This is a genomic window from Arthrobacter sp. D3-18, from assembly GCF_054408525.1.
In genome coordinates this window covers 1,882,643-1,896,295 of sequence record NZ_CP096440.1, presented here as the reverse complement: position 1 = coordinate 1,896,295, position 13,653 = coordinate 1,882,643, and the positions used below count along the sequence as shown (strand labels likewise).

General features: G+C 61.2%; 9 protein-coding genes and 3 tRNA genes. 9 read left to right on the top strand and 3 right to left on the bottom strand.

The annotated features are described in order from the left end of the window. Positions 1-32 precede the first annotated feature (32 nt). A complete protein-coding gene (ilvD, locus tag M1D89_RS10955) occupies positions 33-1,754 on the bottom strand; it encodes a dihydroxy-acid dehydratase (protein WP_498650468.1) in 1,722 nt (573 codons plus the stop codon). A 131-nt stretch (positions 1,755-1,885) separates the two neighbouring features. Then, on the bottom strand, positions 1,886-2,818 hold the full coding sequence (locus tag M1D89_RS10950) for a LysR family transcriptional regulator (RefSeq protein WP_498650466.1): 933 nt from the start codon (positions 2,816-2,818) through the stop codon (positions 1,886-1,888). Positions 2,819-2,998: 180 nt separating this feature from the next. Here M1D89_RS10950 and M1D89_RS10945 point away from each other — a divergent pair, with 180 nt between their 5' ends. The 4 genes from M1D89_RS10945 (at position 2,999) to M1D89_RS10930 (ending at position 5,640) form a co-directional block, all read left to right on the top strand. Continuing rightward, the gene (locus M1D89_RS10945; RefSeq protein ID WP_498650464.1) at positions 2,999-3,976 is read left to right on the top strand and encodes a sunset domain-containing protein; all 978 of its coding nucleotides are present in this window, start codon (positions 2,999-3,001) and stop codon (positions 3,974-3,976) included. Between the two features lie 37 nt (positions 3,977-4,013). Continuing rightward, on the top strand, positions 4,014-5,177 hold the full coding sequence (locus tag M1D89_RS10940; protein ID WP_498650940.1) for a PQQ-dependent sugar dehydrogenase: 1,164 nt from the start codon (positions 4,014-4,016) through the stop codon (positions 5,175-5,177). A gap of 117 nt (positions 5,178-5,294) precedes the next feature. After that, positions 5,295-5,370, top strand: a tRNA-Lys gene (locus M1D89_RS10935). 194 nt (positions 5,371-5,564) lie between these two features. Continuing rightward, positions 5,565-5,640 (top strand) — tRNA-Lys (locus tag M1D89_RS10930). Positions 5,641-5,744: 104 nt separating this feature from the next. Here the strand turns inward: M1D89_RS10930 and M1D89_RS10925 are convergent. Next, positions 5,745-6,212: a MarR family winged helix-turn-helix transcriptional regulator gene (locus tag M1D89_RS10925; RefSeq protein ID WP_498650462.1), complete on the bottom strand. Its 468-nt coding sequence runs from the start codon at positions 6,210-6,212 to the stop codon at positions 5,745-5,747. An 84-nt stretch (positions 6,213-6,296) separates the two neighbouring features. On the opposite strand from M1D89_RS10925, the gene bcp reads away from it, so the two are divergent. From bcp to M1D89_RS10900, 5 genes are all read left to right on the top strand, one after another. Continuing rightward, entirely contained in the window at positions 6,297-6,770 is a 474-nt protein-coding gene (gene bcp / locus M1D89_RS10920) for a thioredoxin-dependent thiol peroxidase (RefSeq protein ID WP_498650460.1), read from the top strand. 63 nt (positions 6,771-6,833) lie between these two features. After that, positions 6,834-6,915: transfer RNA gene (locus M1D89_RS10915), tRNA-Leu, on the top strand. Positions 6,916-7,083: 168 nt separating this feature from the next. Beyond that, positions 7,084-8,751 carry an ABC transporter substrate-binding protein gene (locus M1D89_RS10910; RefSeq protein WP_498650458.1) on the top strand — a complete coding sequence of 556 codons (1,668 nt, stop codon included), beginning with the start codon at positions 7,084-7,086 and terminating at the stop codon, positions 8,749-8,751. A gap of 79 nt (positions 8,752-8,830) precedes the next feature. Then, a complete protein-coding gene (locus M1D89_RS10905; RefSeq protein WP_498650456.1) occupies positions 8,831-10,336 on the top strand; it encodes a malate:quinone oxidoreductase in 1,506 nt (501 codons plus the stop codon). A gap of 67 nt (positions 10,337-10,403) precedes the next feature. Continuing rightward, positions 10,404-13,643 (top strand): efflux RND transporter permease subunit, encoded by a 3,240-nt coding sequence (locus M1D89_RS10900; protein ID WP_498650454.1) that lies wholly within the window; start codon positions 10,404-10,406, stop codon positions 13,641-13,643. Positions 13,644-13,653: the final 10 nt, after the last annotated feature.

Here is a 13,653-nt window from a genome sequence, read left to right as displayed (position 1 = left end):
CCGCTCCTTGGCAGCCGAAGTCCAAGCAGGAACTACCCGCAGTACGCTCCCGTGGAGGCACTGTGGACAAGCTTGGCGTACTTGGCAAGCACGCCCTTGGTGAACTTGGCTGGCAGCGGCTCCCAGCCCTCCTTGCGGGCCCCGAGCTCAGCTTCGTCCACCAGAAGATCGAAGGAGCGGGCAGCAATATCCACACGGATACGGTCGCCGTCCTTCACGAAGGCGATGGGGCCGCCGTCGACGGCTTCCGGCGCAACGTGCCCGATGCACAGACCTGTTGTACCACCGGAGAAGCGGCCATCAGTAAGCAGCAGGACATCCTTGCCAAGGCCCGCACCCTTGATGGCTCCGGTGATGGCCAGCATCTCGCGCATACCGGGGCCGCCCTTGGGTCCTTCATAGCGGATGACCACCACGTCACCCTTGTTGATTTCGCCGTTGTCCAACGCGCTGAGGGCGCCCTGCTCGCGCTCGAAGACACGCGCAGTTCCTTCAAAGACGTCAGCATCGAAGCCGGCACTCTTCACTACGGCGCCTTCGGGGGCCATGGAACCGTGAAGGATAGTGATGCCACCGGTCTTGTGGATGGGGTTGTCCAGGGCACGGAGGATCTTGCCATCAAGGTCCGGCGGGTTGATCGAGGCCAGGTTTTCGGCAAGCGTCTTGCCGGTAACGGTGAGGCAGTCACCGTGCAGCAGTCCGGCGTCGAGGAGCGCCTTCATGATGACCGGCACGCCGCCAATCTTGTCCACGTCGGTCATAACGTAGCGCCCAAAGGGCTTGAGATCCCCCAGGTGGGGGATTTTGTCGCCGATGCGGTTGAAATCGTCCAGCGTCAGCTCGACTTCGGCTTCGCGGGCAATCGCGAGCAAGTGCAGGACAGCGTTGGTGGAACCGCCAAAGGCCATGGTGACGGCGATGGCGTTCTCGAACGCCTTTTTGGTCATGATGTCCCGCGCTGTGATGCCCAGGCGCAGCAGATTGACTACCGCTTCGCCGGACTTGCGGGCGAAATCATCACGACGGCGGTCTGCCGACGGCGGGGCGGCTGAACCGGGAAGGGACATGCCCAGGGCCTCGCCAATGCAGGCCATGGTGTTGGCCGTGTACATGCCGCCACAGGCACCTTCGCCAGGACAGATAGCTTTTTCGATGCGGGTGAGGTCTTCCATGCTCATTTTGCCGGCGGCACAGGCACCCACGGCCTCGAAGGCATCAATGAGGGTGACTTCCTTCTCCGAGCCGTCCTCCAGCTTGACCCAGCCCGGCATGATGGAGCCTGCGTAAAGGAAGACGGACGCGAGGTCCAGGCGGGCAGCAGCCATGAGCATGCCCGGAAGGGACTTGTCACAGCCCGCCAGGAGCACCGAGCCATCAATGCGCTCGGCCTGCATCACTGTTTCCACGGAGTCGGCGATGACCTCACGGGAAACCAAGGAGAAGTGCATTCCCTCGTGGCCCATGGAAATACCGTCCGAGACAGAAATGGTGCCGAACTGCATCGGGAAGCCACCGCCAGCATGGACGCCTTCTTTGGCGCCCTGCGCAAGGCGGTTCAGGGAAAGGTTGCAGGGGGTAATTTCGTTCCACGAACTGGCAACACCAATTTGGGGTTTGGCGAAGTCGTCGTCCCCCATGCCCACCGCACGGAACATGCCACGGGCAGGAGCCGCGTGAATGCCGTCGGTCACCACCCGACTGCGGGGTTTGATGTCCGGGGTGTTGTCTGTCGCAATTCGGGTGGTGTCACTCATGGTCCAAAGTCTATGTGCACGGGGCGTTTGCGAACGTTGCTGCACGCCGGGTTAAGCCTAAACTGCCGAATGTTGCGGTTTTGCGCCCACTCTGACCACAAGCAATGGTCCGCGTCGGGGTGGTCTGTACCTTAGACGTTGGGGCGTGACTCATTGAGTTCCTTGGCAATGGATTCAGCTTCGCTCTTGAGCATGTCCAGGACGATGGCGATGGTGGCCCGCGCGGCAACTTCCTGCCGCGACAATGCCACGATGCTTCGGCTTGCCTTGACGTCGGTAAGTGGCCGAAGAACGAGTCCCCGCCGCGCACTTGCCCGGGCAGTGTATCGGGGCAAAAGGCAGATGCCGTGCCCCGCGCCCACCAAAGCCTCAAGCACCCTCAGATCCGGATATCGCTGGCCCCTCAAGGCCTGCCTGCCTGCATGGAGTTCGATCTGGCGAAGGACGGTGTCGAACGGGAAGCCCTCCGGGACGCCGATCCACGGATAGTCAACAACGTCCTGGGGGCTAAGCCGGACTTTTGCGGCCAAGGGATGGCCGGCCGGCATGGCGACGTCCAGCGCTTCCTCCAGGAGCGGCACTACAGTGAGGCCCCGCCGGGCAAAAACCTCAGGCCCATCCACGCTGTGCGCCAGCACAATGTCGTAGTCCGCCACCAAGGGAGCGAAATGGGCAGTTCCCGGATCCTCGAAATGTGCATCGAAAGTCAGTCCATCCACAGAGGAAACGCGGTGCAGCACTCCTGGAAGGAGCATTTCCGCCGCACTGGGAAAGAAGGCTGCGGAGACGCGTGTTTGCCAACCCTTCCGGTAGATGTCAATGGTGGACTCCGCCCTGGCCATGGCTGTGGCTATGTCCGATGCTGCTGCCGCCATGGCCAGTCCTGCTTCGGTCAGCTGAACGCTCCTGCCCACCTTCTCCACGAGGACAACACCAATCTCCGCCTGCAGCGTTTTCAGCTGCTGTGATACCGCCGAGGCTGTGACATTCAGGGCCTCGGCTGTGGCGCCAACACTTTGCCGGTCCGCTAATTCGCGCAGAATCTGCAGCCTTTTGAAGTCCATGGAGCCAGACTAGGCGACTCACGGAGAAATGCCTGACCATGAATTTTCTTGGGTCCCGAATTAGTAAGGGGGCTGACAATTCGGGCGAACCAGCAGGTCAAACGCTGGACAGCCCATAAGCAGGCACGTAACGTCGGCATTACCACGAGCTTCACCCCAGTGAGCAGAAGGGCCTCCACCATGGACTGGTTAATTTGGGTCATTGTCATTGTTTTGGTCGTCGCAATTGTTTGGTGGCTAATGAACCGCAACAAGACAGGAAACATCGATACCACCCCAAGCCATGCCCCCGCCGACGATCGCCTTTCCGGGACAACCAGCACCACTGCCCCGGCAGCGATGGAGCCCAGCAACACGGCCTCCATGCCGGACCCCGCGGCAACGGCAGCAGGTGTGGCCGGCCTGGCAGGGGTAACCAATCTGGGCAAGACCGCAGCCGAGGGCAGCGGCCCGACTGTCGAGGAGCCAAGGGTTGCCGAACCTGACCTTGCCGAACCGGACGTTGCCGAACCCGGACCTTCCGAAGAAATCCACGGGGCCTCCCCCGTCACCGATGACGTGCAAGCCGAGCCGCGCACCGCCGTCGACGATTCACCAGCCGCTGCAGCCTCCGATGTTCAGCCGGCCACCACGCCCGGGTTGACCGTGGCGGAACCAATCATCGAAACCCCTGCAGTGGCCGAGCCCGTGATTGACGAACCAGTGGTGGCGGAACCCGTGGTGCACACAGACACAAAGATCCATGCGGCCGACGCCGACGCCGGCGACGTGGACGATTGGGATGCGGGTTCTCCCGCTGCCGCCTCCAACGAGGCAGCAGACAAGGCTGAGTGGGAGTCTTCCTGGACAGATGCGAGCGGCACTCCGGTCCATCACCACGAGTACACCGATGCACACTCACCCACCCTGCCGGGCGCAGAGTCTGCAGCGGCCGAAGATTCGGCGGGCTCCGGGCACCTGGCCGTCGAGCATCCCTACGGCACCGGATCCTCCAGCGCACCAGGGGATGCCTATCCCGTCAAGGCCAACGCCTCGGCCATGACGTACCACGACGAAGACACAGCCGGGTATGACGACGCTGTTGCCGATGTGTGGTTCGAATCATCCGCGCATGCGGAGGCTGCCGGTTTCCGCCCACCTCGCCGCAGCAGGCACTGAGGAGAACCCGGCGGCCAGGATACAGGCAGGCAAGAACATGGGCAGGCACTCTCTGGTAAGGCGTGATCGACTCATACCCGCCTCCGCGCTTGTGCTGCTCCTGTCGGTAACGGGATGCACCGGCAGTCCATCGTCGCCGGGGACCGCGGCAACACCGAACGCGTCAGCCACCCGGGAGGGGACAGCCACTTCAGCGACATCCGCCCCCGGAACCACGCAAACAACGCCCGCACCGCCACAGATCCCGGAAGTCGCTCAAAAGCTCGACGTCGGATTGCAGCTGCCGTGGTCAGTTGTCTTCTTGCCAAACGGCACAGCTGTGGTGTCCGAGCGGGACTCCGCCCAGGTGAAGAGCATCCGAGACGGCCAGGCCACCACCATAGGTGAGGTGTCCGGCGTCGACCCCGGCGGAGAAGGAGGATTGCTCGGCTTGGCCCTCTCCCCCGACTTCGCAACGGACCGGTGGCTGTACGCATACTTCACTTCACCAAGCGACAACCGGATTGCGCGGATGAAATTGACCGAGGATACAGGTGGTCAATTGGCTCTGGGTGAGGCTGAAGTGATCTTCTCCGGAATGTCCAAGGCCTCAACCCACAACGGTGGTCGAATCCGTTTTGGCCCGGATGGGTTCCTCTACGTAGGCACCGGCGATTCGCAGCGCCGGGAGCAACCCCAGGATACAAACGCACTGGGAGGCAAGATCCTTCGACTCACTCCGGAGGGTCGCCCGGCCCCGGGTAATCCCTTCGGCGATAACCCCGTCTACAGCTATGGCCACCGGAACGTGCAGGGCCTGGCGTGGGACACGGACGGACGCCTCTGGGCCAGCGAGTTCGGGCCGGACGTGGATGACGAACTAAACCTGATCACGCCCGGCGGAAACTACGGTTGGCCTACCGTGACCGGCGCGCCGGGCAGAAGCGGGCTGATTGATGCGAAGGTCGTCTGGCCATCAACGTCGGACGCCTCACCAAGTGGTCTCGAAATCGTTGATGGCATTGCCTATACGGGTGCGCTTCGTGGTCAACGACTGTGGGCGGTTCCGCTCGAGGGCGAGAACGCGGGCACCCCTGTGGCCTATTTCACAGGACAGTACGGGCGGCTGAGGGACGTAGCTCGAGCCCCCGACGGCACTCTCTGGGTTGTCAGCAACAACAGAAACCCTGATTTTGCGGTGATTCTGAAGCTCGGCCCGTGAAGCCGGAGGCGACAAGCCGCCGATTTCCCTCTTCGGTGGAAGTCGTGTAGAGTTACATGTCGTTGCGGAGATCGCCGGAGAAAGAAAAGCTTCCGGGTTCGATCAAAATCAACAGCTGCACCTCTAGCTCAACTGGCAGAGCAATTGACTCTTAATCAATGGGTTCCGGGTTCGAGTCCCGGGGGGTGCACCAAGCGAAAGGCCTTGGAGTGAATATCACTCCAAGGCCTTTTTCGTTGTTCAATACTCTTTTCGGGCGCAAGCAAATGGCGTGCATCACGCATTGCCCCTTTTGGTCTCCAGCAACCAAATAGTGGTGTAGAGTTATTTGTCGTTGCGGAGGTCAACGGGGAATGCGAATTCACCGGATAACCCGAAACAATAGCTGCACCTCTAGCTCAACTGGCAGAGCAATTGACTCTTAATCAATGGGTTCCGGGTTCGAGTCCCGGGGGGTGCACCAAAGAGGAAAGGCTCCGGATCGTAGATACGATCCGGAGCCTTTCTGTTTCCATGCCCGGGTTCCATGCCGGGGTTTCCAAAGGAAACCCCGGCCACAGGCTTTGGTCAGACTTGAGGCAGGTCGGTGTCAACCTCGTGGGATTCCTGCTCCGGCGCCGGCAACCCTGCAAGGCCCCGGACAACGATCCGAAGCTCCTCGCGGAGGCGGGCGGTGTCCACTGCAACGGGCGACAAGACATCCTGCTCGAGCTTTACTGCTTCTGCAAGAGCCGCAACGCCGGCGTCGGTAAGGGTCACCACGTGACTTCTGCGGTCGGAATCACTGCGTTGTCGGGTGACATGCCCGTGCAGCTCAAGCCTCGCAAGAGTGGTTCCCATTGTCTGGGCTTTAACCCGCGCTACTTCGGCCAAAGCCGCTTGCGTAATGGCACCTTTGGCAGCCAACACTTGCATGGCAATGACACCGGCGTGGGTAAGGCCGATGGACTTCAATTTTTCGTTCCACGAGATTTCCACCAGGCGTGCAGCTGTCGAAAGCAATCGGGTGGTGGGCCATCTCTCCATATCTGGCATGCCGACAGTATATGCGCGGAAGCGGTGAGGACGCGGCTTCCCGCACTAAACTGGGAAATCGCGATCACTGGCAAGGAGCACATTTTGGCTGAACGACTTATCCCGGGCGACACCGCCCCGGACTTCACACTTCAGGACGAAACCGGCAAAAGCATGAGCCTGAGGGACCTTCGGGGACGGAAAACCATCCTCTATTTCTATCCGGCCGCTTCGACCCCCGGATGCACCAAGGAAGCCTGCGATTTCCGCGACACGCTGGGGTCCCTGCAGTCCGCAGGGTACGAAGTGGTGGGAGTCTCCCCCGACCCCGTCAAAGCGCTTGCAAAGTTCAGTGAGGCAGAACAGCTGACCTTCCGCCTGCTCTCGGACGAGGACCACTCCGTTGCCGAGGCGTATGGGGCCTGGGGCGAGAAGAAGAACTACGGCCGCAGCTATATGGGGCTGATCCGATCCACCTTTGTGGTTGATCCCGATGGAAAGCTCTCCCTGGCGCAATACAACGTGCGTGCTACGGGGCACGTTGCCAAGCTCCGGCGGGATCTCAAGCTGGACAAGTAGCGGGTACACTGGAGGCCGGTATATGGGATTGACCGCCAAACCAGGCGGCCCGGTTGCCAGCCAGCGCGAGTGGTGAAATTGGCAGACACGCAGGATTTAGGTTCCTGTGCCTTCGGGCGTGGGGGTTCAAGTCCCCCCTTGCGCACAGATACACAAATACCCCCGGTTGCAGGACCGGGGGTATTTTTCTCCTCAAGCAGACGGGGCCATCCTGAAGGTGCGCTGGGAAGTGCACTCAGGACGTTCAACTAGACTGGAATGCGGTCTGGCCGAAGCCGGCCACAGCACTTCCAACCGGCTTGAGGGGACAAGAGTGGCAAGCAGCAAGATGCGGCGCCTAAGCATTCAGTTCGGAGCTGCCGTGTTGGCTTTGGGACTGGCAGGGTGCACGGGGGCACCGGGCCCCGCCCTGACTTCATCTGCCAGTAATTCCCCCGCCGCTGAACCCTCGGCAACTTTCAATTTCGGCACGGCGTCCATGCCTCTTGGCCTCGACCCTGCCGTCACCGCTGATTCAGAGTCCTATCGGGTCACCCGTCAAGTCCTCGAAGGACTCGTGGGGGTGGACGGCGAGACAGGCCAAACCACTCCCCTGCTGGCCACGGAGTGGAAGGACAGCAACAACGGGCTGAGCTACGACTTCACGCTCCGCTCCAACGTGACCTTTCACGACGGAACTCCACTGGATGCAACCGCAGTATGCGCCAACTTCAACCGCTGGTTCACCTTCCCCGAAGACCTCAGGAAGCAAGCGCCGGGGATCTCCTTCCAAAGCGTCTTCAAGGCCTACTCGGACCAGCCGGTGTTCTCCATCTTCAAAGATTGCAAAGTGGTCTCGGCCAGCGACGTCCGGATTAATCTGACGCGTCCCTTCACGGGATTCCTCCAGGCTTTGACACTGCCTGCCTTCGCAATATCGTCTCCCGCCGCCCTGGAGGCACAAAAGGCCAACGTCCTTGACCAGGTCCGGAATGGCCAAGCCATGTCCAGCTACGCCGGTCATCCCGTGGGTACGGGCCCGTATGTCTTCACTGGATGGGACGAGAAGAAGCTCACCCTGTCCAGCTACAAGGGCTATTGGGGCAACAGAGGACAGATAGCAACCATCAATTTCATCCCTTACGATCGCGCGGAAACGCGTCAACAGGCTTTGCTGGACGGCAAGATCGACGCCTACGATCTTGTGACCTCCGGGACCTTTGACCAGTTGGTCAAGAAGGGTGTCCAGATCATCCAGCGCGACCCGTTCTCGGTGATGTACCTCGGCATCAACCAGGCTGTGGCACCGTTGGAAAAGCCCGAGGTCCGCCAAGCGATCGAAATGGCGATCGACAAGGAAGCGTTGATCCGCAAGTTCTTCATCGACAACACTGCGCAGGCATCACAGTTCGTGCCGCCCAAACTTAGTGGCTTCAACAACAATGCACCCTCCTTGGGGTACAACCCGGAGAAAGCAAAAGAGCTCTTGAAGAAGGCCGGCTACAAGGGCGAAGAGCTGAAGTTCTACTACCCCCTCAACGCCACGCGGGCCTACATGCCCACCCCGGAAAAGATCTACGCCGAACTCAGCCGCCAACTCGTGGCTGTCGGCTTCAACATCAAGCCGGTTCCCATCGACTGGGAAGACGGCTACCTCCAACGGGTCCAATCGGCCGGTGACCGCGGCCTGCACTTGCTCGGTTGGAATGGCTCCTACGCTGACGCGGACAACTTCCTGGGACCCTTGTTCGGCGAATCACGCGCCGAGTTCGGCTACGCAGACTCGGAAGTCTTCCACAAGATAGAACGCGCGCGGGCCATGCCCGAAGGCGACGACCGCAACACCCAGTATCAAGCCATCAACGCAGAGATCGCGGCGTCGGTACCGGCTGTGCCCATCGCCTTCCCCATCTCTGCCCTGGCGCTGTCCAACAAGGTGGAAAGCTACCCGGCTTCCCCCGTCCTCAACGAAGTTTTCACAAACGTCCGCCTAAAGCCTTGACGATTCCCCGCAATTTCAGTATTGAGTCTGCGCGGGGATATTCTGTGACAGCCAGTGCCGCCGCTAACGGAGATTGATCGTGACCTTCATTTCCAAGACTCAACATGCCGACGTCGTCCTTATTGGCGGTGGAATCATGAGTGCCACCCTTGGTGCGTTCATCAAGCAACTTGAACCCACCTGGACCATCTCCCTCTTCGAAAGACTCGACGAAGCAGGGCTCGAAAGTTCCGGACCATGGAACAACGCCGGCACCGGCCATGCTGCGCTGTGTGAGCTTAACTACTCTCCCGCTGCAAAAGATGGTTCCGTAGACCCCTCCAAGGCCCTGCACATCAACGAGCAGTTCCAGCTCTCCCGCCAGTTCTGGTCCCACTTGGTGGACAGCAACGTGGTCGGGTCCCCGAAGGGTTTCATCAACACCGTCCCGCACATGAGCTTCGTCATTGGCGATGACCACGCGAACTTCCTGAAGACCCGGTACGAGGCACTGAAGCCCAACACCCTGTTCCGCAGCATGGAGTACACCGAGGACCAGGACCACATCGCCAAGTGGGCCCCCTTGATCGTCAAGGGCCGCGACCGCAAGCAGCGCGTTGCCGCAACCCGCGCGGCGGAAGGCACCGACGTCGACTTCGGCGCCTTGACCCGCGAACTGACCGGCTACCTGCAAAGCAGCGGCGCCGAGGTCAATTACGGACATGACGTCACCAACATCCACCGCGCAGCAGGCGGTGGATGGGACCTCTCCATCAAGCACCCCAAGTCCGGCGAGCACGGCCGTATCCATGCCAAGTTTGTTTTCGTCGGAGCCGGTGGCGGTGCCCTCCACCTGCTTCAGGCCTCAGGTATCCCTGAGAGCAAGGGATACGGCGGATTCCCCGTCTCCGGCCAGTTCTTCCGCTGCACGGATGACGCCATCACGTCCCAGCACAGCGCAAAGGTGTACGGCCAGGCATCGGTCGGCGCCCCGCCCATGTCCGTGCCGCACCTGGACACCCGCTACGTGGACGGCAAGCGTTCCCTCCTCTTCGGCCCGTATGCCGGTTTCTCCACCAACTTCCTGAAGACCTCCAGCTACCTTGACCTTCCGCTGTCCATCCGACCGGGAAACATCATTCCCATGTTGGCCGTAGCCAAAGACAACATGGACCTCACCGCGTACCTCATCAAGGAGGTTGCCAAGCGGCACGAGGCCAAAGTGGATGCCCTGCGCGAGTACTACCCGGAGGCAGCAGGAGGCAACTGGGAACTGATCACCGCCGGCCAGCGTGTACAGATCATCAAGAAGCACCCTCAGAAGGGTGGCGTCCTGCAGTTCGGCACGGAAGTCATTGCTTCCCGCGATGGATCCATTGGCGCCCTGCTGGGCGCTTCTCCGGGTGCTTCAACCGCCGTGCCCATCATGATCGAACTCTTGCAAAAGTCGTTCCCCAAGAACTTCAAGGGATGGCAGTCCAAGCTCAAGGACATGATGCCGGGCTACGGCGTCAAGCTCAATGAGAACCCGGACCTGGCCGCGGAACTGGAAGCAAGCACCGCCAGGTCTCTGCAATTGGAAGTGGCCAACGCTATCCAAAGCTAGGCCACACCCGGGGCTGCGGCCGGTTCCCGTCAGTCGAATCGTTACGTAGACCGCAGGAGTCAATGCAATGTTCCGCTTGGCCAAACTGTCCCTGGGAAACCGGGCCCTGATCGCGCTGATCACCGTCTTTGCGGCGGTGTTCGGCGTGATCACCATGGGGTCGCTTAAGCAGGAACTCATTCCTTCCATCGAGTTCCCGCAGATCACCGTGGTGACCTCCATGCCCGGAGCCTCCCCGGAGGTTGTGGACAAGCAGCTGAGCCAACCCCTGGAAACAGCCCTGAACAGCGTCGAGGGTCTGGAGTCCACTACATCGACGTCCCGCAACGGCGTTTCGCAGATCACCATGGTATTCACGTACGGCTCCAACCTGGACCGGGCACGCAACCAGATTGACCGGGCGATCTCCAACGCCAAGCGGGTGCTGCCGGCCGACGTCGAACCCCAGTCCATCGCGGGCAACATCAGCGACTTTCCGATCGTCTATTTGGCGGTCTCCTCGGACAAACCCCTGAGCGAGCTCAACGCTGACCTCTTGCGGCTCAGCGTTCCACGGTTGCAGAAGATCGACGGCGTCCGGGGCGCCGATGTGACCGGCGGGTCCAGCCAACACATCCTGATTCAGCCCCGCCCCGCGGACCTCGCAACAACAGGGGCTTCGGTCCAGTCCATCAGCAATGCGTTGAAAAACAACGGGACCCTGGTTCCTGTCGGCACCATCGAGGATCAAGGCAAGACCCTATCCCTCCAACTCGGCAGCCCGGTGGATTCCCTGGACATCATCAAGGGACTTCCCTTGGCCGGCACCAAGAGTGCTGCAACCATCGGAGCCGTGGCCGACGTCAGCATTGAGGACGACGCCGCTACTTCCATCACCCGCACCAACGGCAAGCCCACGCTGGCGCTGTCCGTCACCAAGAAGCCCGAGGGCGATACAGTGGCGATTTCGCATGCCGTGCGTGACGCCGTCGGCCCTATGGAAGATGAGCTCGGCAACAACGCGACCTTCACGCCGGTCTTCGACCAAGCACCCTTCATTGAGAAGTCCATCAAGGACCTCACTACGGAAGGCCTCCTCGGTCTGGGCTTCGCCGTCGCTGTCATCCTGGTTTTCCTGATGTCAGTGCGCTCCACCTTGGTCACGGCCGTCTCCATCCCGTTGTCCCTGCTGATCACCTTCATCGGCATCTCCGCCACAGGCTATTCGCTGAACATCCTTACCCTGGGTGCCCTCACCATTGCGATCGGGCGCGTGGTGGACGATTCGATCGTGGTCATCGAGAACATCAAGCGGCACCTCAGCTATGGCGAACACAAGCTGACAGCCATCTTGACCTCCATCCGGGAAGTGGCCGGGGCCATCACGGCATCCACCCTGACCACTGTGGCCGTGTTCCTCCCCATCGCTTTCGTGGGCGACCTCGCCGGTGAGCTGTTCCGTCCCTTCGCCTTGACCGTGACTATTGCACTGTTGTCGTCACTGTTGGTTTCCCTGACAATCGTTCCGGTCCTGGCCTACTGGTTCCTGTCCTCCCCCCGAAAAGGCGCTGAGGCACAAGCATCTGCAAAGGAAGCTGCCGAAAAGGCCCGTGAGGCCGAACAGCGGAGTCGACTCCAGCGCGGCTACCTTCCCATTCTTGCGAAGACGCAGAAACATCCGGTCATCACGTTGTCCGCGGCGGCGCTGGTGCTGGTCGCAACCATCGCCGTCTCGCCGCTTCTGGCTACCGACTTGCTGGGCCGTTCCGGAGAGAACAGCATGACAGTGCGCCAAGTCCTTCCGCCGGGCACCAGCCTGCAGGCCACCAGCGATGAGGCGGCCAAAATTGAGGAATCCCTCAAGGGCATTGAGGGTATCAAGGACGTTCAGGTCACTTCAGGGAATGCCCAAACGGGCTTCGCCGCCCTTACGTCAACAGGGTCCTCCAACTCGACGTTCACCGTTGTCACCGACGAGAAAGTAAATCAAAGCAAACTCCAGGACGAGGTCCGCGCCAAGCTGGTGGGGGCCTCCGGAAAAGTCACTGTGGGATCCCAGCAGGGCGGATTCGGTACTTCCTCCACTGTGGACATCACCATCAGGGCCGCGAACTCCACAGACCTCCAGACGGCAAGCGACGCCATGGTGAAGGCCATGGAAGGCGTTCCGGGCAGCTCGGAAGTCGCCACGAACCTTGCATCAAAACAATCCGTGGTGCAGGTCCGCGTTGACCGCGCCAAAGCAGTTGCAGCGGGCTTGACGGAAGAGCAAGTAGGCGCCTTCCTCGCATCCACCGTGAGCCCCATTCCGGCCGGTACCGTCCGGATCGAGACCAACGACTACCCTGTGCAAATTGGCGAGGGCACGCGCTTCACCAGCATCGCCGCAGTCCGTGCGCTCCAGCTCCCCACAGCCCGCGGTGGCGTCGCACTGGAGACGATTGCCGCCGTCGAGCAGGTTGATACCCCCGTATCCATCACCAGCAGCAATGGGCAGCGGACCGCGAGGGTGACCGTGACGCCTTCCGGTTCCAATCTGGGCAGCGTCAGCGCCGCAGTGCAGGAGCGGCTGGCAGCAGTGGAACTGCCCCCGGGGGTCACGGCAACTATCGGCGGTGCCACCACCCAGCAGGCTGAGTCCTTCCGGCAGCTTGGCCTGGCACTGCTGGCAGCCATCGCGATCGTCTACGTGATCATGGTGGCGGCGTTCAAGTCACTCATCCAGCCGCTGATCCTGTTGGTCTCTGTGCCCTTCGCTGCTACCGGCGCCGTGGGTCTGCTGCTCCTGACAGGCGTTCCACTGGGGCTGCCGTCACTGATTGGCATGCTGATGCTGGTGGGCATCGTGGTCACCAACGCCATCGTGTTGATCGACCTCATCAACCAATACCGCAAACCACATGACGGCAGTACGGGCATGAACGTTGCCGATGCCATCACGCACGGTGCACGGCAGCGCCTGCGTCCCATCCTCATGACCGCGCTGGCCACCGTTTTCGCCTTGACTCCCATGGCGTTGGGCCTCACGGGTGGCGGCGGGTTCATTTCGCAACCACTGGCAATCGTGGTGATCGGTGGGCTGGTTTCATCCACTGCGTTGACGCTGGTCCTGGTCCCGGTCCTTTACAAGCTTGTGGAGGGTCGCCGGGAGAAGAAAGAACTGCTGAAGGCCCTGCAGGACAAGCCTGCGACGAAACGTGACGACGGACCCGGCGGCAGTGACAGCAACGGTAGCTCCAGCAGCGGATCGGGCGAGTTCCAGGACTGGACCACTGGAATGATTCCGCGCGTTACAGGCCGCCGCGCGGCGCACAATCCCGGAGAATAACGAGCGCCCC